The 25,853-nt window shown below is 45.3% G+C and carries 8 protein-coding genes and 1 pseudogene; 2 read left to right on the top strand and 7 right to left on the bottom strand.

What is annotated here, in order from left to right; genetic code table 11:
- The first annotated feature begins 193 nt into the window (after positions 1 to 193).
- Complete coding sequence (locus tag AC3CIA_RS21780) at positions 194 to 11,845, top strand: VCBS domain-containing protein (RefSeq protein ID WP_488519055.1); 11,652 nt, start codon at positions 194 to 196, stop codon at positions 11,843 to 11,845.
- 256 nt (positions 11,846 to 12,101) lie between these two features.
- Here the strand turns inward: AC3CIA_RS21780 and AC3CIA_RS21775 are convergent, their stop codons facing one another.
- The 6 genes from AC3CIA_RS21775 to AC3CIA_RS21750 form a co-directional block, all read right to left on the bottom strand.
- Entirely contained in the window at positions 12,102 to 13,415 is a 1,314-nt protein-coding gene (locus AC3CIA_RS21775; protein ID WP_054545616.1) for an HlyD family type I secretion periplasmic adaptor subunit, read from the bottom strand.
- Entirely contained in the window at positions 13,408 to 15,660 is a 2,253-nt protein-coding gene (locus tag AC3CIA_RS21770; protein ID WP_488519054.1) for an ABC transporter transmembrane domain-containing protein, read from the bottom strand. The genes AC3CIA_RS21775 and AC3CIA_RS21770 overlap by 8 nt, the downstream gene beginning before the upstream one ends.
- Positions 15,657 to 17,303, bottom strand: a complete 1,647-nt coding sequence (locus AC3CIA_RS21765) for an ABC transporter transmembrane domain-containing protein (protein WP_488519053.1) — start codon at positions 17,301 to 17,303, stop codon at positions 15,657 to 15,659. Before AC3CIA_RS21765 ends, AC3CIA_RS21770 begins: the two co-directional genes overlap by 4 nt.
- Positions 17,304 to 17,442: 139 nt before the next feature.
- Entirely contained in the window at positions 17,443 to 18,078 is a 636-nt protein-coding gene (locus tag AC3CIA_RS21760) for a CatB-related O-acetyltransferase (protein ID WP_054545619.1), read from the bottom strand.
- A 414-nt stretch (positions 18,079 to 18,492) separates the two neighbouring features.
- Positions 18,493 to 19,605 carry an NADH:flavin oxidoreductase gene (locus AC3CIA_RS21755; protein ID WP_054545620.1) on the bottom strand — a complete coding sequence of 371 codons (1,113 nt, stop codon included), beginning with the start codon at positions 19,603 to 19,605 and terminating at the stop codon, positions 18,493 to 18,495.
- A gap of 293 nt (positions 19,606 to 19,898) precedes the next feature.
- Positions 19,899 to 20,534 carry an SDR family oxidoreductase gene (locus AC3CIA_RS21750; protein ID WP_428784799.1) on the bottom strand — a complete coding sequence of 212 codons (636 nt, stop codon included), beginning with the start codon at positions 20,532 to 20,534 and terminating at the stop codon, positions 19,899 to 19,901.
- 231 nt (positions 20,535 to 20,765) lie between these two features.
- Here AC3CIA_RS21750 and AC3CIA_RS21745 point away from each other — a divergent pair, with 231 nt between their 5' ends.
- Positions 20,766 to 22,694, top strand: coding sequence for a winged helix-turn-helix domain-containing protein (locus AC3CIA_RS21745; RefSeq protein WP_488519052.1), 1,929 nt, complete (start codon positions 20,766 to 20,768; stop codon positions 22,692 to 22,694).
- A 103-nt stretch (positions 22,695 to 22,797) separates the two neighbouring features.
- Here the strand turns inward: AC3CIA_RS21745 and AC3CIA_RS21740 are convergent.
- Positions 22,798 to 25,845 (bottom strand): annotated as a pseudogene (locus AC3CIA_RS21740) (efflux RND transporter permease subunit).
- Positions 25,846 to 25,853 lie beyond the last annotated feature (8 nt).

The following is a 25,853-nucleotide window of genomic DNA, read 5'->3' as shown; positions in this document are numbered from 1 at the left end:
CTTAGGGTAAGGTCAATGCCATTGTGCCGATATTTATCTGACCGTTGAAAAAGTATTCATCCTCTCTTTCATCAAAATGAGATAATTCTTCGACTTTGCAGTTTTTTCTTTAAAAATTATCCAATTAGCTAGCGAAACCTCTATCTGTGTATTTTACTTAAAATAGTGCAACCACGATTCACGGATGATAAAAATGGCTAACAAAAAAAACGTCGAAACAGACAAGAAAAATACAGAAATCAAAAATAAAAAAAGTAACGAGCTAGAACAAAAGAAACCAACACAAAGAAAGAAGCGCAGACTGCATTCACATCTAAAAGTGAATATCCCACTTTTTCAGTCACTCATGATGATTTTGCCATCATTGGCTAAACACGCTGCTGCCGAAAGTATAGACAATTCCAGCGACGCTGCAGATCAAGTAACCGCAAATAACGTGACCGAAAAAGATGTCACCGATGACCATAGCAAGGCGGACTCATCTGCGGTTGCTCATCAAGAAGCTCAGACAAGTGACAGCGATGTAAACTCGAGCTTAAGTGCAAGTCATGCCCCCCATGGTTCGAGCTCTCACTTGGTTCCTTCTCATCATTTGTCGACGCTTCCTCACCCGCAAGTCCATTACATTCCTTCGGTATCGATGCCGACTATCTCCTCAGGAAGTAACGGTCAGCCGACTCATTCGAATGCGCCTACGACGCCCGCTTTACCCGTCACCTTCATGCCAGAAGTCATAAAAGGTACGTACGGAGAGCTTCATGTTGATGCAAATGGTCAATACACATTCATATTGAATCCAAATTCTCCTCAATACATCCTGTTAAATCAGCACCAACCAGGTACTGACCATTTTGCGTTACATCTATCTAATGGCTCGAGCATCATTGTTCAGATACCGGTAACAGGTAAGCAAGACACGCCAAATATTTCTGGAGACCTAACAGGTGTCGTAACAGAAGATCACAATATTGATTCACAAGGTTTGTTACATGCGAACGGCAAAATCGATGTCATAGACCCTGACCAAAATGAAAGTTCGGTTACGCCGGAAGTTATCTCAGGAAAATATGGTTCATTAACTATCGATGCTGATGGACACTGGCAGTATCAAGTTGACAACTCTCTTTCGAATGTTCAAGCGTTAACCGCAGCCACTTCATTGCACGAAAGCTTCACTATTCACACCAAAGATGGCACGCCTCAAACAATCGATATGACAATTGGCGGCAACGACGACAACGCCGTTATCACAGGTGTAGATGCTGGCACGGTAACTGAAGATTTAACGACACAAATCCAAGGACAGCTTTCGGTGACGGACTCTGATCTTGGAGAGGACCACTTTCAAGCCTCACAAGTGACTAGTAATTTCGGTACGCTAAGCATCACCAAAGACGGTGCATGGACATACAATTTAGATAACAATAACCCTGTAGTTCAAGGACTTGGCCAAGGATCAACAGCGACAGACATCGTCACTGTTCACTCTGCCGATGGCACAGCACATCAAGTTACGGTTACGATTAATGGCACCAACGACCATGCGGTAATCACGAGTAGTACAGCAAATTCACCAAGTTCGTTTTTCGCTATCGGGAAAAGTAATGGCTCAAGCCAAGTTACTGAAGATAAAGACCTAACGGTTTCGGGCCAACTCAACATCACCGATATCGACTCAAAAGAGGCGCATTTTTCTAATTCCGACCTCAAGGGGACACTGGGTACTTTACACCTTAAAGACAATGGCGATTGGAGCTATGACCTAGATAATAAAAAACCACAAGTTCAGGCTCTTGGTAAAGGTTCTTCGACAACAGATATCATAACCATCCATTCCGCCGACGGCACTCCTCATCAAATCACTATTACCGTTAACGGCACCAATGATAAAGCCGTGATAAGCGGAACCAGTGCCGGCGTGGTAACCGAAGAGTCCCAACTTCAGACCTCGGGCACACTTGCGGTAACGGATGTGGATACTGGCGAGGCACACTTCTCCAACACCGATATCGTAGGCTCGTTTGGTACGCTTCATCTGACTGATACTGGTTCTTGGACGTACGATCTTGATAATACAAATCCTAACGTTCAATCATTGGGCAAAGGAGCAACCGCTACCGACACCATCACCGTTCATTCTGCTGATGGCACGCCGCATCAAGTGACTATCACAGTAAATGGCACTAATGACAAAGCTATTGTCAGCAGTGCGACCGTTGCCATCGATGAAACCGACAAAGCGGTAACGACATCAGGAACATTGACCAGTACCGACGTCGATAACCCAGACAATGCGTTCACGCCGGATTCGATTACTGGCACCAACGGCAACCTCACCATTGGTGCTAATGGCCAATGGACCTTCACCGCCAACAGCGCGTTTAATCAGTTGAATGTCGGCGATAAAGTCGAAGAAATCTTTACGGTGTCGTCTGTAGATGGCACAACATCCACCATCAAAATTACGATTAATGGCACCAATGATAAGGCGACGGTAAGCAGTGCGACCGTTGCCATCGATGAAACCGACAAAGCAGTAACAACATCAGGAACGTTGACCAGCACCGATGTTGATAATCCAGATAATACATTTACGCCAGACTCCATTGTTGGAGCTAATGGTGATCTCACTATTGATGTTAGTGGACATTGGGTGTTCACAGCCAACAGCGCGTTTAATCAACTAAACGTCGGCGATAAGGTCGAAGAGACCTTCACTGTCTCGTCTATTGATGGCACACCCTCAACCATAAAAGTCACGATTAATGGCACCAATGATAAAGCGACGGTCAGTACCGCAACTGTAAGTGTGGACGAAACCGACAAAGCGGTAACCACGTCAGGCACGCTAACCAGCACCGACGTCGATAACCCAGACAATACGTTTACGCCGGACTCCATTTCAGGTACCAACGGCAACCTTACCATTGACGTTAATGGTCATTGGGTGTTCACCGCCAACAGCGCGTTTAATCAATTGAACGTCGGCGACAAGGTCGAAGAAACCTTCACGGTGTCGTCTGTAGATGGCACACCGTCCACCATCAAGGTGACGATTAACGGTACTAACGACGTCGCAACTGTCAGCAGTGCGACCGTTGCCATCGATGAGACTGACAAAGCAGCAATCACCTCAGGCACCCTAATCAGTACCGACGTGGATAACCCAGACAATACGTTTACGCCAGATTCTATTTCAGGCACTAACGGCGACCTGACCATTGATGCCACGGGTCACTGGAATTTCACCGCCAACAGCGCGTTTAATCAACTAAACGTTGGCGATAAGATCGAAGAAACCTTCACGGTAACTTCGGTTGATGGCACACCCTCGACTATCAAAGTGACGATTAATGGCACCAATGATAAAGCCACCGTCAGTAGCGCAACAGTCGTAGTTGATGAAACCGATACAGCGGTAACAACATCAGGAACATTGACCAGTACCGACGTTGATAACCCAAATAATGCGTTTACGCCGGATTCCATTACAGGCACTAACGGTGATCTCACTATTGATGCCAATGGTCATTGGACGTTCACCGCCACCAGTGCGTTTAATCAATTGAACGTCGGCGATAAAATCGAAGAAACCTTTACTGTGTCGTCTGTAGATGGCACACACTCGACCATAAAAGTCACGATTAATGGTACCAATGATAAAGCGACGGTCAGTACCGCAACTGTAAGTGTGGATGAAACGGACAGCGCTGTAACAACTTCTGGAACCCTCACCAGTACCGATGTAGACAACCCAGACAATACGTTCACGCCAGATTCCATCATTGGCACGAACGGCAACCTAAACATCGACGCCCATGGTCATTGGATCTTCACCGCCAACAGCGCGTTCAATCAATTAAACGTTGGCGATAAAGTCGAAGAGACGTTCACTGTCTCTTCCATCGATGGTACCCCATCAACAATCAAAGTGACGATTAATGGCACCAATGATAAAGCCACCGTCAGTACAGCAACAGTCAGTGTGGGTGAAACCGACAAAGCGGTAACTACTTCAGGAACATTGACTAGTACCGATGTTGATAATCCAGATAACACATTTACACCAGACTCCATTGTTGGATCTAATGGTGATCTCACCATTGATGCCAATGGCCATTGGACATTCACCGCCAACAGTGCGTTTAATCAATTAAACGTCGGTGACAAAGTCGAAGAAACCTTTACGGTGTCGTCTATTGATGGCACACCGTCAACGATCAAAGTGACAATTAATGGCACCAATGATAAAGCGACGGTCAGTACCACAACGGTAAGTGTGGATGAGACTGACAAAGCAGTAATCACCTCAGGTACCCTAACCAGTACCGATGTCGATAACCCCGATAATACGTTCACGCCGGACTCCATTACTGGCACCAATGGCGACTTAACTATTGACGCCAATGGTCACTGGACGTTCACCGCCAACAGCGCATTCAATCAACTGAACGTTGGCGATAAAGTCGAAGAAACTTTCACTATCTCTTCCATCGATGGTACTCCATCAACAATCAGAGTTACGATTAATGGAACCAACGATAAACCAACTATTGCTGCGCAATCGCACTCGGTTACCGAAGATGGGCAATTACTCCAAGGTCAAATGGTCGGCTCAGATATCGATAATGGTGCCCAGTTAACTTATTCAGTAGCAAATCCTGTAGATGGATTGACCTTAAATAAAGACGGTAGCTACAGCTTTGATCCTTCGAATAGTACCTACCAACATCTGGCAGATAAACAAACTCAAACCCTTACGATTCCAGTCACAATCACTGATGAGCACAACAGCAGCTCAACAGAAAACCTAACCATTACTATTACTGGTACTGGTGATGCCGCCATTATTGGTGGTGTGGATACGGGTTCTGTCATTGAAAAAACAGCGGGTGATAATATGTCACCCGATTTTGCTCACTCCGGAATGGCAACACTGGGAAATAGTGTTTTATATGCCGATGGACAATTAACCATTGTTGACGCAGATAAAGGCGAACAAGGTTTTGCTTCCCACACCAATGCCTATAACTACCATGGTACTTATGGTGATTTAATTTTAAACCCTGATGGTAGTTGGCATTACGTTGCCGATGCAGGCAGTGTCAGTCATATTGGTGGGCGACCAACCACCAGAGGGACCGCCATCGACCAACTTGGTAAAGGTGATACGTTAACTGACACCATCACTGTCCATTCTATAGATGGCACTACGCACGATATTGTAATTACCATAAACGGTAGCAATGACCGTCCATACTGCTCTTCAAAAGTGCAGCTCAACAGCGGTAAAGAAGACCTCGCGCAAACCATCACAGCCACCGAACTCTTAGCAAACACTATAGACGTGGATAGCAACGACCTAGGCAAACTCACCGTTGCGAATCTTCACGCTGATCATGGTTCTATTCTAGATAATCAAGACGGCACATACACTTTTACCCCAACCAAAGACTATAACGGTCAGGTTCATTTTAGCTATGACGTGACAGATGCGCATGGCGGAACGACTCATACAGGGGCGTCTACCACACTCACGGCTACCCCAGACAGCGCCATCATTTCAGAAGTGACAACTGACCACGTCACTGAAGATGGGGCACACAGCAGCCACAATGCAGGGGTTACAACTGAGCTCGCGAATGGAAGACTACAAGTTGTGGATCCAGATAGCGGGGAGAATAAATTCCAGTACAGCCAGTTTGGTGAATCAGCAGTTCACGATCCGTTTGGTGGCATGTTACGTATTGATAGAATGGGCAATTGGGGGTACAGCGTTAATAATGCCAATTTGCAACACCTTGCTCAAGGGCAAACTGAAACCGTTGTCTACCGTGTTCATAGTTATGATGGAACGGCATACGAGTTGCACATAGACGTTGTTGGCACCAATGACGCGCCAACCGTTACCCAAGTTGCGCTAAGTAACGGCACTGAAGATACACATTACCAAATGCAATCTAGTCAGTTTGGATTCAGTGATATCGACACAGGCGATACGCTACATTCCATAGCAATCACAGATCTACCACCAGCAACACAAGGTAAGTTTGTGCTTGATGGACACGATGTTACAGCGGGGCAACACATCTCTACAGCTGACATCACTAAACTTCAGTTCGTTCCTGCGCAAGATTTTAATGGCGATGTTCAGTTTAAATATACTGTTAACGATGGGCATACCGACTCTGCAGAGGCTACCAACACACTTCATATTGATGCGGTGGGAGATAAAGCCGTTATATCAGGTGTGGATACTGGCGATGTTTATGAAAACAGAAACCCTGATATGTCGCCAGACTTTGCCCAGTCAGGTATGGCGCATTTAACTAATAGTATGATTCATGTTGAGGGGCAACTAACAATCATCGATCCAGATACCGGCGAGAATAGTTTTGATTCTAAAGGTATTGGTTATACCTATCATGGAAAATATGGCCATTTGATTCTTAATACAGATGGTAAATGGTTTTATGGTGTTGCGACCGGCACTGCTGATGTAAATGGTGGATTAACAACAAATGTAGGATCGACGATTGATCAACTTGGTGCAAATGAGACACTCACTGATACGATAACGATACAAAGTAAAGACGGTACTAATCATGATATTGTTATCACCATTCATGGCGACAACGACCGTCCATACTGCTCTTCAGAAGTGCAGCTCAACAGCGGTAAGGAAGACCTCGCGCAAACCATCACGGCCACCGAACTCTTAGCAAACACTATAGACGTGGATAGCAACGACCTAGGCAAACTCACCGTTGCGAATCTGTTAGTCGATCACGGCTCTGTAGTCGATAACAAAGACGGCACCTACACTTTTACTCCAACCAAAGACTATAACGGACAAGTTCATTTTAGCTATGACGTCACAGATGCGCATGGCGGTGTTACACATACCGGAGCGAGTACGACACTTGCGGCAGTCGATGACAAAACCATTATTTCTGGTGTTGATCATGGTGTTGCAACTGAAGATATCGCCACTCATATGTCTACGAATGCCAATATTATGGATGCTGTAGATTGGCAAGCGCTACAAGTTACTGATGTAGACAGCCCTAATACTCAAGTCACTGTCGAATTTGCAGGCAAACAATACACATGGAATATAGGCAGTAACCTAGATGTAACGACTCCTTATGGCAAATTCCAGTTCCACACTATCGCAAGTGGATCTCACAAAGGTGAGCATTCTTGGAGTTATATTGGCGACAATAATAATGTTCACGTTCAAGAATTAAAGCATGGTGAATCATTAACCGAATCTATAAAGCTAATAGCAACCGACGGTACTGAGTTTCCTATTACGGTTAAGGTAAACGGCACAGAGGATGGGATCATAATCGATTCCAAGTCAGAACTTGGCCATGTCGTAGAAAATGCCCAAACAGGCGCTTCAGTTTCCGGCAGCGTAATAGCCCACGATGTCGACCTTCACGATACGGTGAGTTGGACACAAACACCAACAGCAGGCCTTAATGGCCAGTACGGTACGTTCCACCTAAGTGCAGATGGACAATGGCATTATAACGTTGACCAGAACAAAGCAACAAAACTAGGAGACGGCGACGAGTATTGGGAACACTTTACGGTTGAGGCAGTATCTACTGATGGTAGCCATGTATCGAAAAGCGTATCGGTTGTTGTGCATGGCAATAATGATGCACCAACAGTCAGTGGAGAAGTCACTTTACCTTCAGGCAAGGAAGATACTTCAATACATATTACGCAAGCTGAATTAATCGCCAATGCTACCAATGTTGATACTAACGATAGAGGTTGGTTACACGTTCAAAACTTAACTGCAGACCACGGTAGCTTAGTATCAAATTCAGATGGTAGTTTTACCTTTAACCCCGACCCTAATTACAACGGAACGGTCCACTTTACTTACGATGTTGCCGATAGACACGGTGGCATAGCTCATACAGGAGCAAACACGTCTCTTGCTGCTGTTAATGATGCCGCCACATTTACCGGTGACTCCAGTAGCATAAAAGAAGATACAAACATTCACCACAACGCGCATATCACGGGGTCAGCAACTATTCCAGATGCCCTTTCTTGCCATGGGCACCTGATTGTTTCTGACGCTGATGGTCATGGCGAAGCTGCATTAGATCTTAAAGGGCAACCGAAAATATCTCTGGATGGAACCTATGGTCATTTCGACATCACTAGTACTGGGACATGGGTTTATAAAGCAGACAACAAGAGTACGCCGATTCAAGACTTAGACAATGGACAAACACTCACAGATAGCATTGAAGTCACATCAAAAGACGGTACCAAGCATTCAATTACCGTCACTATTAACGGGACCACCGATGATCCTGTTCTACACAGCCTCAGTGATTCTGGTGTTCAACATAGTGGCCCAGTTGAAGGGAATCTACTTACTGGCTCTGGGACGGATCAAGGATTGAGTGGTGCAGCAACAGACACCGATTCCAACGCACATCTGGTGTTGCAAGATATTCAAATAAAAGACCCGGTGTCAGGTTATGTCGCGGTAAGGCCGGGGCAACCACATACTATGGCCGGTATCGGTACACTCGCGATCGAAGCGAATGGTCATTATACCTTCACCCCGGAAGCTGGCTTTACAGGTAAAGTGCCAAGTATGGTTTATCGCGTCGGCGATGATGGCGGTAACCCAATAGGAGACTCTTCTCAAAATTCTCTCTCTATTGAAGTCACCCTTCCTCTACAACATGCGCCAACGGTGACAGGGCAAACCGTTTCTACAAATGAAGACATCACCAGAACCTTTACAACCAGTGAATTTGGTTACAGTGATCAAGATGGCGACACGTTACAGTTCGTGACTATTAGCAGCATACCGAGTCATGGATTATTACTTCTAAACGGTAACGCCGTAACCGCCAACCAGCAAATCAGCAAGGCTGACTTAGACGCAGGCCATTTAACTTTCACGCCGATCAATAATGAAAACGGCGCCAACTATGCGCAATTTACATTTACTGCGAATGATGGCCATAAAAATTCGGCAAACGCAACGATGGTAGTGGATGTCAATGCAGTCAATGATGCACCTATCGTTGGATCGAGTTTTATTAGTTCTTTAGAAGATAAGCCTCATGCGTTCACCACCGCAGACTTTAAATATTCTGATATTGATGGAGATGCGTTAAACCACATCACGATTACCAATGTCGCCCATGGCGTGTTATCGCTGAATGGCGCCACAGTGAATGTTGGTGATGACGTCAGCGCCTCCGACGTTTCATCACTCATCTTCACCCCAACTCACAACTACTTTAGTTCTGGTGTCAGCGGATTAGGAGGGGTGCAATTTACCGCAAACGATGGTCATCTTGATTCAAAAGAAGGGTCAATACTCATTAATATAGCGAGTGTCGCTGACCCTGCAACATTCAGTGGAGACTCCACAGGAGTGGCAAAAGAAGACATAACACTTCAAGCTTCAGGTACATTGACGGCGAGTGACCCTGATGGAACCGCAGGGTTTACCGCGGTACAGGGCGGAGCTGGAATAGCCGGAAGCAAAGGCTATGGACACGCTCATATCGATGTAAATGGTCACTGGACTTACGACCTTGACAACAACCATCCTATAGTTCAACAGCTTGGCGAAGGTCAGACAGACACTGAAACCATCACGGTTCAATCTGCAGATGGCACGCACCATGATATCGTGGTTACCATTACCGGCACCAACGACGCACCGATTCTCGGCGTTAACCAGACATCATCAACAGCAGGTACATTAACAGAGACAGATGTCGACGTGAACGACACTCATACCTTCTCTGTCGTCAGTTCAACAGGGCAATTCGGTTCATTGTCGGTCGATCCAAACACTGGTGACTACATCTACACACCAAATACGTCTATCACAGGAATGAGTTATAACTCTGCCACCAACTCCTATCATGGTGTCGATGTATTCGAAGTAAAAGTCAGTGACGGCCATACTGAAGATTCGAAATTCATCACCTTTGATGCCTCGGGACATGTCACCATGTCACCAACGGGTAGCTTAGTCACCTCGACGACTGTTCCGCACCAACCTGTGGTAACTGCGACGCAACCAACCTTGCCTTCAGGCACTAACGTCGCGCCAACGAACACCGTTACTCTGGGTCTCGCGTCAACAAGCGATTCAGGTTCATCGCAAACTGACAACCTGACCAACGACACTACCCCAACGATTACCGGACACACTGATATTCCATTCTCGAAAGTCACGATTTACGATGGTTCCACACCCGTTGGACACTCGGTATCTGATGCCTCTGGCCAATATAGTGTTGCCGTAAGCAGCTTATCGGAGGGCGATCATAATCTATCCGCCAAAGCATTGGCTCCTTCGTCAGTGCTACCGGCTACATCTTCGCTTCTTTCCGTCCATATAGATACACAAGTACACGTCGGTATTCAAACAGACCCAATTACCGCCGACAATGTGATTAATGCTCAAGAATCCAACAGCTCCATTGACATCACCGGATCCGTTTCTGGCGATTATAATGCAGGCGACATTGTGACTTTAAATGTAAATGGCACAAAACATACTGGCGTTGTCGGTTCACATGGGCACTATTCAATTGCTGTACCTGGCAGTGAACTCATTACCGATGCTGACCAAAAAATAGAGGCATCAATAGCGGTAACAGATACCGCAGGTAATAGCGCTCATGCCACTGCAGATGTTACTTACCAAGTTGATACACAGGTTAGCGTTCCTACGATTACCTTTGAAAACACAGGGGCAGACAACTTATACAGCAAAGCTGAAATCGCCCGAGGACAAGCAAACACGATCACAGCAACCGTTACGCCTCCTGGTGATGCCAAAATCGGTGAGCATCTTGTCGTTAACGGTCAGGATCATGTATTAGATGCTCATACTCTACAGCACGGAATACAAATTGAAGTTCATCCGGGTTCTAATGTACAAGCAACAATGACTGACGAACACGGTAATACCGCAGGCAGTCAAGGTTTTGCTGCAAGCGCTATTCCTGAACCGATCATTGTCAGACCGCCATCGGGAAGCCACCAAGTATCTGGCACGCTTGGGGTACCACCACTGTTACCATCTTTAACTCCGGTACCAACAACACAAAGCGGTTGGCGAATCCATTTACCCAATGGACAGTATGTCACCAGCCACCATGGGCAATATGGAACATTAACCATTGATCCTCAAACTGGCCACTTACATTACCAAGAGCAAGCTCAGGTTCACACCGGGCCGCATGGTAGCGCTTCGGGCGTCGGCCAACATGAGGATAAATTTGAAGTGGCACTGCAAGGGACAAATCAAGATGAAGTAATCGCCCACGTGAACATCCAGATACTCAGCCATGGTCCAGGAGGTAGTGGTAAGCTGACAATTGGAACCGAGGTGGTTGATATGACGATCACTCCTGTCGTCCATACATCACATCCTGCCCCACCGCCACCGCCTCCTGTTCAACATGACGAACCAGACATGGCTTCGCAAGCCGACTTTACGGTCACACTAAGCGATGATAGTAATCTAGATTTAACCCAGCAGACCCATCAAGAACCCGATGAGAAAACCAGCCACCATGGTGCAGCCGCTTATCTGGATGCTCTAGGCATTAAGCCTGGCACGACATCGACAACGGTTCACGATCAACCTGCGGATATGGATATCGTACTTGCACAAGTCGACCAACCAGATGCAGCAACACATGACCAAGCGCACTTGGATATGTCAGACGCGCTGGAACACCATGATGCAAACATCAACCATAACCAGGATGATGAGCATCACCACCACGATATCGATGGATTACCGGACATAGATCCTAACTCATAACTCCACATATCAAGTGCTTATTGCCTAACGCTTAGTGCTTAGTGCTTAGTGCTTAGTGCTTAGTGCTTAGTGCTTGCAACTTACCGCTTAAACTCAAAGCCAACACAACAGGGAGCATTACTTGCTCCCCGTTGTTTCTCTCTAAACAACATACAAAACAGAGAATATGAAAACCAAAAAGGGAGCACATGATGTGCTCCCTTTTATACTTTTCTACTTTCTTATTCGTTGACTATCCAGCTACTCTTTATAACGATTACCTTTCACCAAATGCGACACTCACATTGGTGTAGATCGGTTTCCATAAATACTGGAATACAGATTTCTCACCAGTGGTAATATCTACCTCGCCCGTCATACCTGGCAAGATAGAAAAGCTCTCAGGATTATCACGGAAATAAGGAACATCCACCGAGACGACGACTTCATAATAGATCTCGCCACGTTCGCTTTGACTTGTGGTCGGTGAAATACTCTCAACCGCCCCTTTTAGCGCCCCAAAGCGGCTGTAATCAAACGCATCAATCTTGATACGAGTCGGCTGCCCTACACTCACAAAACCAATATCTCTTGGCGACAAACGGGCTTTAAAATCGGCTTTCCCACCAACAGGAACAATTTCAACCACAGTGCCACCCGGCTGAATAACACCTCCGTTCTGTGTACTTGGCAGGCTTTGCACCAAACCTTGTAGCGGCGACACTAACATGGTGTTCGTCAATTTCGCTTGGCTTGAACGTACTCTGGCGTTCAGGGCTGACAAGTCAGAGACAGCTTTAGAACGATCATCGCTCACTTTAGCTTTCGCCTCCGCCAGAAGCTGTATGATTTTTTGATCATTACTGTCAGCTTGTCTAATCAATACAGACTTCTTACCACGAGCTTCTTCAATTTTCTGCTCAATGCTGGCCAGTTTTTGACGCATTTCAAGCACACGTAAGCGTGAAATGTTGCCCGATTTATAACCCTTTTCTAGTATGTTCAACTCTTGCTTAGTCGCATTCAACTCTTTCTCATAACTCGGCAAGGCCTTTTTTACACTACGAAGCTGTTCTGCAATTTGCTCACTCTCTTTCTCAAGCACCACTCGCTTTTGAAAATAGAGTGCTTTTTGCGCATTCAACTGCGCCTTTTGTTGGCTGACGATCTCTGGGTAATCGACCTCGAATTCAGCAAGATTAGGCTCACGTTGCTCAAGCAGCGCATTCATACGTTCCACACTGGCTAGAAGCGTCACTTGTTGAGACTTGAGCTCTTCAAGGGCGGTACGCTGGAAAGTGGCATCAAACTCAACAAGCGGCTGGCCTTTCTCAACCAACTGGCCTTCTTTTACGAGAATTTGCTTTAACTTACCGCCAATCGCACTTTGTAATACTTGCTTCTCGCCTTCCGGAATCACAGCACCTTTGGCTTTGGCGATTTCATCAACTTGAGTGACGACAGACCAAGTGGCAAAAGCAATAACACATAAGGCAACCGACCATGTGGCCAGCGCCAATGTACGAGCCGTATTTTGTGATTCAACAAGTTCACCGTAGCGCTTGCCCTTCTCGATAGATTGTTTAGTCATTAGCGACTCCTTGCTTAGACTCTGATTGTTCTTGTTGGGCTGCATTTTGTTGAGCAGACGAATCTTGAGTTGACGGCTGTAGCTCTTGAGATAACGGTTGCTCAGATAACTGCGGTTCTTGAGAAGCTTGAGGTTCTGAAGGCTGCTCCTGCTTCGAAGACTGTTCCGGCTCTAATGGGCCGGCATAAACCACTGCACCTTCATTTAATACCACTACTTTATCGGCAAGCTTGATTAAATCCGGATCGTGGGACGTGTAGATCACCGTTGCTTTTCCTTTTTTCGAGTGCACAAACTCACCAAATATACGTTTAGCATTTGGGTGAGCATCCGGCACAGGATTATCCATTAAGAACATAGGGTAGTCATAAACCAGCGCTTTCGCGTCAATGAGGATCTGCGCGACGCTGCCAGACAACATGTCAAAAAGGCTGTCCGGCTGAATACTGCTGATGGAAGTGTCTAGCCCACCTGACAATGTCTCGAACCAACGCTTTCCTCCCACCATTTCAATTGCAGAGATCATTTTCTGATCTTCGACTTTATGGCCGTCGTTTAGCCACTCTCGAATACTCAGCGTAAGCAAATCAGGATAAGCGGCTCGAATGAAACACCAGTGACGATAGAGCTGCGGGTCGTATTGGACGAGGTTAACGCCTTCAAGCTCGACCATGCCGTTTTGGATAGGCTGCAAGCCAGACAGCACTTCAATTAATGTTGATTTACCGCTCCCAGAAGGGCCGGTAATCGCGACAATTTCACCGGCTTCAATATCAAAGCTCACACCATTCAAGGCAGGGCGACTCTGTTTGGGATAGCGCAGTGTCACTTGGTCTAATTTCAAGCTAGGCGCTACCACAGGCAACGGGTGATGCTGGTAACTGAATTCACGCTCAGACGGCTGAGACAAAATACGGTTCACTTGCAGTTTGGATTGATTAAAGCTATTAAAACGCATCGCACTGTTTGCCAACACCTGAGCAGGACCCGTCACCTTAGATATCAACATCATTGAAGCAATCAAACCACCAGGGGTCATCACTTGTTCAAAAATAAGTCCTATACCTAACCCCATCACGGCTAATGTCGAACCAACCCCAATGAAATAGTAAATCGAGGTGTACCGGCTCTGGAGAACCGATTGATTAAAGGTCACTGTTGAAGCAAGAAGATTGGCCTTTTTGAAGCGTTGAATCCAGTGCTCTGAGAATCCGGCACTGCGAATAAAGGCAAGCTTGGATGACAATTCATTGGTCATATTTTGACGATTTGTACCTGCTACCGTCGATTGCATTGAGCGCTTGCTACTTGAGCGTATCGAACGCTTAGCTAATAGGTAATAAAGAACCAAAGAAACGATAGGAACCAGTACTAACCACCCACCTAACACACCTATCGCAAGTACAAAAATTAGAATGAATGGCAGATCAAACAGCGCATTTCCTAATGGCCCTGAAAGCACACCTGAAATACGCTCCGACAACATCACTTGGTTTTGTTGACTAGAAGAGGCTGTTTGCTGATTCTGAGCATAGCTATTTCGAAGCAGACGCTGCACGAGGGATTGAGAGATCTCACGACCTACTCGGTTGGAAACTGAAGCAAACACTCGGCTACGCAATGTTCTTAACCAACCCATCATCACAAACAACAACGCCGCGCCAATGGCGATACCTTGCAGCTCATGCCCTGCATCACCGCCAATCACATGGTCATAAATTGACATCGTGATGAAAGGAACGGCAAGCGCAAATAAGTTAGTGATAAAACTGACTAGCAGTAATTTAGGAATAATGGGGCGAAATGCATGTAATCTTTCGCCAACCCAATCAGGAGAAGCCTTCTCTAATGGCGGACCATCTATAACAATACAAAACTGCGGGACATCGGTAATATCTTCATTTGCGTTAAAGGCAACAAACTGCTTCGATTCTAAATGACCGGAGATCAACTCATGTTCACCAAGAACCAGTAATACTAATTTGTGTTCACCAACTTCATCTAGGCTCGCAACCAAGCGATAAGGTAATGCAAGCCTATCGAACATAGCGAACATGTCGTCGATTGATTCAATGCCATTCTCATCAACCCATTGATGTGCGAACAACTGGATATTAGCATTAACTTCCAACTGCTTAAGAACCGAAAGGCTCTCGGTTTCTAAATGGTTCATCACCTCTTGTCGACCGCTGGTATCTGCACGGTTGTTCGTACCTGAAGGGTTACCAATATCTAAACGATTCATACGATAGCCTCCTGGTTGTTCTCGCTGGCGACCGCAATAGCTCGACTTTCCACTATAATGATTCGATTAGCCAATTCGCGAAGTTTAGAATGGTAGCTCACCATCAGTATCGTGCGTCCTGCCGTCACTTCTTCTTCCAGAACCTTAGCTAGGTTTCCAAGGGCATCTAAATCAAGTGAAGAATCCGGCCTTTCCAACATGATTATGGGTTTATCGCTTGCCAATTGAGCCGCGATATTGAGCATTTTCACGTTACCCATACTCAACAAAGAAGCACTCGTATGGCCGATTTGTGTCTCTAGTCCATCAGGTAATCGAGTAATTTCCTTGGTTAAACCCAAACGCTTTGCATAGTCACTGGCGCTTTGCGTTTTCTCAGGGTCAAAGCCACACAAGTTATCAAGAATGGTCCCCGACACCAACTGTCCTTTAACGCCACAGTAGGCAGCAATGTTGGTTACCGATGCGATTGAAACGGCAGCTCCGTTAATGAAGCACTCACCCGCTTTTAGATCATCAATACCTGCAATCGACGACAATAAATGACTGTTGGTGTGGCGATCCTCACTCTCTAACAATACCAACTCACCTTTATTCAGTGTGACATCAGCATGAGAGAGTTCACCGTATCTTTCAACGGTCGCTTGCTTAATGTCCAACGTCTCAAAGTCATATAAAGAGAGCTTAGGTTGCTCAGAATCTGAAGGCTCAGATAGTGATAAGTCACTCAACTTTTCTATTGCCTGATTAGCACTGTGTATTGAATTAAGCTTAATTCGAACTCCCACCAAAGCACTTAAAGGTGCGACGGCTCTGCCCGACAAGATAGAACATGCCGCTAATCCACCAGTAGTTAACTGCCCATCCAACACCCACAAGCTCCCCGTAATCACCAGTAAAACTGACGTCGCTAATGCGGCAAGTTGAATACACTCTTGGGCGAAGGCGTTCTGTTCTTCTTCTCTCGCTTTAGACCGAGAACGAACATTATTGAGGGATTTAAACTGATTGAAGATTCGAGACTCAACGGCCTGACGTTTGATTCCCTGAATGGTTTGGCTCAGCAAAATCAAGAACGCTTTTCGCTCCTGCTCATCTTGAGAGGCTTCTTCACTTAAGCTTTTAACGCGAATAGAAGATAACCAAACGATTCCGAGCGTAATAAGCCAAACTGCCAAAGGTATCGCCACCAGCTCACCGCCGATGTAAGCCACTAAGCCCAAGAAGATCAATGCAAAAGGTAAATCAATAAAGCCTGCAATCACACCACCGGAATACCAATCTTTGACTTTTGATACTGAGCCCAGCCCCTCTTCCACACCGCCAACACCAATGTGGCGAAGATGGCCTGATGAAGCCGTTGTTACTCTTTCAACCAAGGTTTGATAGGTCGCTTTCTCGGTATTGCTGGCCGCGGCTGACAAAAGCCAAGTACGCACAAACCTGATCAATGCTTCCATGGCAACAGCCAACGCTGCACCCGCCAACAACAAAGTGGCAGTACCGTAACTTTGGTTAGGTAAAATACGATCATAAATTTGTAAAACCGTTAACGGAACGGCGAGAGAGAGAAGATTTATGAGTAAAGAAGGCAGTAGGACTTTTCCTACCACCCCTTTGTTTTTCATTGAACTTGCGGGCATACACAATCCTTATCCATGCTTATGAAATAAGATTGGTACACCATGTTGAGTATTGCAAGGTAACGGACTGATTTAACGTGTTTTTCAATATAACTATGACGCAGATCTTCCTACACAAATCTTCCGTTCTATTCGTGCTCTACAATCTGTTGTCATAATCCTCAATCGCCTGCTTTAACTTTGTAAAATCCGAATCACACAAGTGCTTTCTTAATGACTCAAACTTCTCTTCAGGCCAGTCGTATATTTTCATCGAAATCAGTTCTTCGATAACAGAATTATCAAAGCGGTGTTTAACTAACTTCGCTGGAGAACCACCAACAATACTGTAGGGTGCGACGTCTTTTGTCACAACGCTATTCGCTGCAACCACAGCGCCTTCGCCAATCGTAACGCCGGGCATCACCATCGCTCGCATGCCTAACCACACCCCATCTTCAATATGGGTATCGCCTTTGCCGATATAGGCGTCTTCAATCACATCCATAAATGGATACAGTGAAAACCAGTCGACTCTGTGGGTATGGTTACCGCCCATGAGAATGACCACTTCTGCCCCGATACAAACATAGTCACCGATATAGAGTTCGTCGATTTCCCAACGAGGCTCCCACTGACGACTGACTTCGTCACCATGAAGATAACGGACAACTGAACCTTCAAACCCATTGTCCCAGCAATCGCTGTAGTAACTGTGTTGACCTTTGATGTGAATGTTGGGGTTGCTGACTACTTCATGCAGCAATTCGAATTTAGACCAATGCTTGTTTTGCATTTTTACCTCTGATTAATCTTTATTAGTTAAATATCAATATATTCGACAATACAGATTCAACGTGCACAGCTTCGCTGACGTAGTAGCACTGGGTGCCCTGATACATCAATAGTGTAGTCACAGTTAAAATAATCGTAATGTCGCTAAAACTAAAGAGACGTCAGTGGATTCGAGGTTGCTTAAGAAGAGGAAGTAATTTCAAAGTTTGCTCAGTTTTTATCGATAACTTGGTGGGATAATTTACAGACGTAGTGTATCTGTTTAGTCGCACCAATTTGACAGGAAGATGTGATTAATAAGGTTTCAAATATCGTTTCGTAGAATACGGCATGAACAAGAGCCTGCACGATTACACAGGCTCAAACTTAGACTCGCTTATAAATTTAGGCTTACGCTTGGGTCTAGGATCAGCGGTTACATGCGAGCAAGTTGTACTTTTCTGTCTTTGTTCACGACACAGAAGTTACCGCGCTTAGTACGACACTTAGAACATCGCTCACATTCAACAGGGCTTCGGTCACCCTCTTTCCAACGCTTAACTAAATGGGGTTCAGAAAGCAGCGGTCTTGAAAGCGCGAAGTATTCAATGCCAGTATTGTTTGCAATCGCTTCGATAGCATCAAAATCCGTTAGGCCACCAACCGTGATAACTGGGATATTAACGTCTTGGCTGATTGCGTGACCATACTCCTGGAAGTAGCCTTCTGCCTGAATGGTAAAACCATCGTGCGACTCGCCAATCATAGTGTCTGCTTTGCCATGAATATTGCCTGACACAACAATGCCATCCACACCAATTTCTTCGAGCTTCTTGCACACCAAGCGAGTTTCATCAAACGTCACTCCGCCCTCGAAAAACTCAGAAGCTGTAAGCTTAACTAAGATTGGGAAATCATCGCCAACTAGCTTACGAGTCGCGGTATAGATCTCTAACAAAAATCTCATACGATTTTCTAAGCTACCGCCGTATTCATCTTCACGTTGGTTGTAATAAGGGCTTAAGAACTGGTTAATTAGGTAAGTGTGAGCGGCATGAATTTCAACGCCATCAAAACCTGACTTCTGTGCTCTTAATGACGCTTGAGCAAAGGCATCAACAATGTAGTCGATCTCATCTTTGGTCATCGCTTTGCCTAGTGTTTGAGTTCCTTTTTCTGGGACCTCACTTGGTGCGTAGATTACTCGCTCGCCAAGATCATGCGTGGTTTTGGTGCCACCATAAGCCAATTGCATCACGATTTTAGAGTCGTTGTCGTGCACCAGTTGAGTCAGCTTCTGATACTCTGAAATGAATGAGTCGTTATACATACCCATCATGCCCGCATTCGGCTTTTCTTCTTCAACGATGTTCGCGTAACCCGTCACGATCAGGCCGACTTCACCTTGAGCCAACTCTTCATAGATAGCGTACAGTTTATCTGTCATATGCCCATCTTCGGTAGCCATATTTTCCCACGTTGCACTTCTCATGAAGCGGTTCTTTAGTGTCATCTTGCCAATGTGGGTTTCTGTAAACAAAGTGCTCAAGTGTCTTCCTCTCAAAATCGTGTTACGCGAGTTACCCATCAAGCATGGGCACTGATTCAGGCGGATACTACAGAGAATAAACTAGGGAAAACTTAATCTAGATTAAGAGAGCGGCACTCTCATATGAGAAAAAGGCAGAAAGAGATCAGAAAGACAGGAATTAGAGAAGACAAAGGAAGTAAACAGAAGCCACTTAATTTCACTAAACGGCTTCACCGATTTATAAGCTTATAGATTTATAAGCTTATAGCTATATAGCTTGAAGGCTTTACTAAAATTCAGACTTAACAGCGTTACCCATATTTAACCGTAGGATCAACACACTGATAGATCTGCCCAATGCTCGCTTCATTGGTTAACAAGGCTTCAATAAGGCGCGCCACTTCTTGCCGGTAAATCACACCATGAACTTCGACCTGCTGGGACAGCTCACCGTTGCCAGTCTCCTCGCCGTCTAACAAGCCACCCGGACGTAAGATTGTGTAATCCAGAGAACTCGAGGTTAGCCAAGCTTCAGCCAACGACTTTTCACGAACCGCTGCGCCAAACCCTTTTCTAGATCGCTCAGACAAATACTGCCAAGAGTCACCACAACCTAACGACGTTACCAGCACAAATCGAGCGATACCATTGGCTTCAAGCGCATCAGTCAGATGTCGGTGTCCAATATAATCAACGGGAACATCCGCTCTGAAGCTGCCCATACTAGAAACGACCAGTGCCGATTTAGGTAATTGAGCGACCACAGCTTCAACCTGTTCTTTATCGGTAGCATCACAACGCAGTGTGGTGATACCAAGTTCAGCCAAGCGCGTGTTCTTCTCTGGGCTTCTCGCAATCGCTATCACTTGATAATCTTGTTTGTGAAAATGCTCAACAATTGCAGCACCCAATCCACTTCCTGCTCCCCATACAACGACCGTACTCATAAAAAACCTCATAATATTCATGTTGTAGTGATACTAACCAGACAATTTAAACCGTTCCTTTATTGAGATCAACAGATGCGAATAAGTCTCAATATTATTTTTATTTTTTTGCTGGCTCTTACTAATCCGCTCAAAAGCACGACCACTTATCATAATTAGGCATTGGTTGATTGAATTGCCCAAACATGTCTACTAAAGTAATTTTAATACAATGACTTAGTCTCGGTGGTTATGAAAAAAGAACGCATTCAATACTCTTTCGACGTGTGGTTATTTATTCCTGATGAAGACAAACTCATCATGAATGATGAAGACGTGATCATCGACAATCGCTTGTCCAAGCTACTCAACTTTTTCTGCCAAAATCCTAAGATCGTATTCTCACGAGATGAGCTGATTAATGAAGTCTGGAATGGCTCAATCTTGACAGATCAGGTGATCACGCAAGCCATTTTTGAACTGCGCAAAATACTCAAAGCGGCTGAACGACATTCCATGGGACACATCATCACCGTGCCCAAACGCGGTTATAAACTCGATGTTGATGTACACAAAACCATCTTAGTACCTGCAAGTATCACCACAGATACCGTGTCAGTTGCAGACATGAATCATGCACCTAATGCTTTTGGTTCCTTTCCTTCAACTCAATCAGACGCACCAGATACATCGCCAGTTTTGGATGAGGATAAAAAACAACAAGTCGAACCAAAAGCAGAATCGGTTACTGGTGAGAACCTAATAAGCGATCAAGGCTCAGAGGCCAAAACCGTACTCGAAGAACCTAAAGAGAGTTCAATCGATGCAACCTCAGAAAAACCTGCTTCACAAGAGCCTGTCCAGCCTGTTGATCCGCAACCTAGCGCTTCGAGACCTAGCGATTCGAGCTATGTCGATCCAAGCCATACCGATTCGAGTACAGCACAGTTCATTCAACAGTCACCTGTAAATAAAACAGCAAACGACAAACAAGCGCCTATAGCAGCCAATAAACCTCAGAAAAGAACGTCTCGTGCTGTGATGTTTGGGGGCGCTATAGTTATTGCGCTTGGGCTTATTTGGTGGACGTTAAAACCGACCAGCCCTACATCGGACGCCTTCGATTTGAGCAGTTTAAATACCGCCGCTAATGAATCAAACCAACCACTCGCTGACTCAAATCAATCAACGGAACAAAATCGTCTTAATCAAACAGCAGACAGCCAAAATCTAGATGCCCACAAAGCACACGAATCTGTGCACTACTTGTCTTTAGAGCCTAGATACATCTACGTCAGTATCGATGACAACTTGAAGACGGATGCCTTTAAGCGTGGGATCATCCATAAATTAATGAGCTACTTGACCACCTATCGCGATTTTCGTGTCGTAATCGATGAAACCTTGGTGCCAAATTCAGCCAACGTGATCAGTTTCAAGAGTGAAATTGATGGTGATAGAGAATACCTTGATATCATCTACTTCAACCGAATTTCTAACTTCAGACACCTAGGTCGAGATTACCTGATTGACCCGGCTTCACTCCACACGACCATGCGTTCAATGCTTGATGACCTATTGGATTCATTTAATTTGGATATTCAAAAATCGATATTGAAGCAGCAAATCTCTGAGTTACCCAAACAAGAAGAAGCCTTAAAGCTCACCCTGGAAGCGCTCGGACTCACCTTCATGACGTTAGACAGAACCGACACCTTGTCTAAGATCGCCCAAGCCAATGAGCTAGAGCCCGACAACCATTATGTTATGTCGAACCGTTACATGTATGAGCTTGCCGACATTTTTATAATGAGATCGAAGAATAAGAATAAGCAGGTTGAAGCGCTCAATAAGAAATTCAAAAAACAGTTACTAAATGCTCAGAACAATGCTAACTCTTATCGAGTCTATGACGCGTTAGCAGCCTACTTCCTCACTGAAGATAACCCTGACCAAGCCGAATACTATCTGAGCTTGATCCCGAGGAATGAATACAGTGTGATGTCTATGATTATCTTGGCAAAAATTGAAGAATCTCAAGGCAACCCTTCAATGGCGGAAGAGTATTACTATGAAGCGATATTAGAATCTGGCCACCCTGTAGTTTTGAAAGTAGCTCAAACACTGTTTTTCAAAAGTAACATCACCGAGATTGAATCCAAATTGGGTATCAAGCATTGATGAGTTTATAATTCTCGATCATTAAGAAGCACACAGCCCATACAGGCGATGTGCTTCTTGTGAGCTAAATACTAGTGAATAAAATAACAAACTGGATAACGGACTAAACTTCTTGCTCTTGCCCGCGGTGATCCGCAGCCAAGTAGGTGTATATCGTTGGTACAACGAACAGAGTGAATAATGTGCCCACCGACATACCAACCGTGATGACCAAACCAATCGAGAAACGGCTTTGCGCACCGGCTCCGCTTGCAATGAGCAGCGGTACGACACCGACAACCATCGCAGCTGTGGTCATCAATACCGGTCTCATTCGAACAGTCGCTGAACGAATAGCGGCCTCGCGTCGGCTACATTTCAATTCCTGTTGCATTTGGTTTGCAAACTCCACAATCAGAATACCGTGCTAACTGATTAAGCCTATCAAGGTCACCAGCCCTACTTCGGTGTATATGTTGAGCGTATCAATGCCTAAATACAGTGGCATCAGAGCACCAAAGATAGACAATGGCACACTGGTTAATACCACTAGTGGGTCTCGCAAACTTTCAAATTGAGCAGCCAGAACCAAGTAAATAATCACAAGAGCAAGGAAGAACGTCGTAACCAGTGAAGAGCCTTCTTGTAGGAACTGTCTCAATTGGCCTGAAGTGTCCGTCGTATAAGACTTAGGCAATATCTTCGCCGCCCCTTCTTCCATCACTTTATAGGCTTCACCGATACTGATTCCCGGCATCATTTTCGCTTCAATCATGGCGCTATTAAGCTGTTGAAACTGATCCACTTTCGATGGCTGTACTGATTGGCTAATTTCAATCAATGACGCCAGCGGGACCATTTCATTGGTGTTAGAGCGTACGTGGTAGTTCTTCAAGTCATCCCAAGAGTTACGGTTCTCGTTAGGTACCTGAGTGATAACTTGGTAGCTGCGCTGATCCATCGAGAAGTAATTCACGAAGCCTTCACTGATAAAGCGAGACAACACGGTACCGATGTCTTGTGCGTTCACGTTCATCTGAGCCGCTTTATCGCGGTCGATGCGAATCTCTACCTGTGGTTTATTAAAATTCAGGTCGTTTTGTACATAGATGAATTTACCACTCTTCTGTGCGTACTCTTTCAGTTTTTCAGCGTACTGATAGAGATCCTGATAAGAACCCGTTGGCGTTTTCAGAACCATTTGGAATGGCAGACCTTGCGGCGTGCCTGGCAAATCCGGTGGAGAGAAGGTATACACCTGCAAACCCGGTAATACAGAACTCTCTTTTTCGAAACGTTGCATTACCTCTTTTGCCGTTGCGTCACGCGAATCCCAATCTTTCAATACACCCAAACCAAAGAACGCATTGTTGTTCATGTAACCGTTATCTAGCATGGTCATTTCGACTTCATCGTTCTTGCTGATAGAGTCAATCAGAGCCGGAGTAAAGTGGCGAATGTAATCGGTATTCGCTTGTGCAGGACCTTGTCCCATCACAATCATCACGCCTTGATCTTCTTCAGGTGCCAGTTCAGATGAAGTATTCATAAACATGAACACCAGACTGATCAGCAACGTTCCTACCACAAGCCAAATATAAACACGGTTATTCAACACATGTTCGAGCACTTTACGATAGCGCTCTGTTACGCCTTCAATTACCGCATCGATTTTCTTAACCAGTTTTCCGTCGAGAACCGATTTATTAAGCAGTTTTGAACACATCATCGGCGTTAGCGTTAAGGCGATGAAACCCGAAATTAGTACTGAACCCGCCAAAGTGAATGCGAACTCAGTAAACAACTTACCGGTGAGTCCACCCATGAAACCAATCGGCGCATACACTGCGGCCAATGTAATGGTCATCGCAATAACCGAGCCTGCAATTTCACGAGCACTGTCTATTGCTGCCTTAATTGGGCTAGTGCCGTCTTCTAAGTGGCGAAAGGTGTTTTCTACAACAACGATGGCATCATCAACCACCAGTGATATTGCTAATACCATGGCAAGCAGCGTCAACAGGTTAATACTGAAGCCCATGCTCAACATGAAGAACATAGAGCCAATCAATGACAAAGGAATCGTTACAAGTGGTATCAACATCGCTCGCATTGAGCCCAAAAAGGCGAAGATAACGATGACAACGATCAGTGCGGCTTCGATTAAGGTTTTCGCTACTTCATCAATTGAGGTTTCGATAAACTTAGTCGAGTCATAGATTACATCCGCTTTAATACCTTCAGGTAAGCCTGCTTGGATCTGTGGAAGCAATTCGTAAATGCCTTCAACAACGGTCAATGGATTAGATGTTGCCGTATTGCTGATCGCCGTTGATACGGTAGTCACACCATTGAACTCAACGTCTGAGTCATAGTTTGCTGCGCCTAGTTCAACCGTCGCCACATCTTTTAAGTGCACCAGTTGCCCGTCATGCGCTTTCAAAGCCATGTTCTTGAAATCGTCTACCGAACTTGAATCGGTATGGGCGTTAATATCAACTTCGATATAAGGGTTTTGCAACTTGCCCGCCGCACTCACAATGTTATTTGCACGAAGCGCGTTTTGAACATCTTCAGCCGTCAGATCATATGAAGCCAGTCGTTGAGGGTTCAGCCAGATTCGCATTGCAAAATCTTCTTGCCCCAATATGTCGACCTTTGACACCCCCTCAACAGTAGAGAAAGTCGGCTTAACTACGCGGCTCACATAGTCCGAGACTTGCTCCGTCTTCAATGTGTCACTCGAAAATGAAACATATAAGATCGGAGATTGAGACGTCGATTTAAGAATACTCGGGTCCAATACACCCGACGGCAGCTTATATTTCACTTGCTGCACGAGAGACAAAATTTCGGTCAAAGCACTATCAGACGGGTACCCTAGCTTCAAATAAACCGTGATAACCGACTTACCCAGAGCACTATCCGATGTCATGTAATCAATGCCCGCTGTTTGAGCAATTTCTGCCTGCAGTGGCTGCGTCACATACCCTTGAACGCTGGATGCACTGGCACCTGGATAACTCGTTGTAATGGTAATAACGCCTGTTTCAATTTCTGGATATTGACGCACTTGCAGTGAGGTGAAGGCTTTAAGGCCTAACACCAACAGTACAAGGCTTAATACCGTAGCCAAAACTGGACGTTTGATAAATACATCAGTAAATGTCATGGGAGTTT

This window comes from Vibrio sp. QJM3NY_27 (assembly GCF_057785955.1).
Note: the sequence above shows the minus strand (reverse complement) of the source record. Positions and strands in the feature narration are given on the sequence as shown.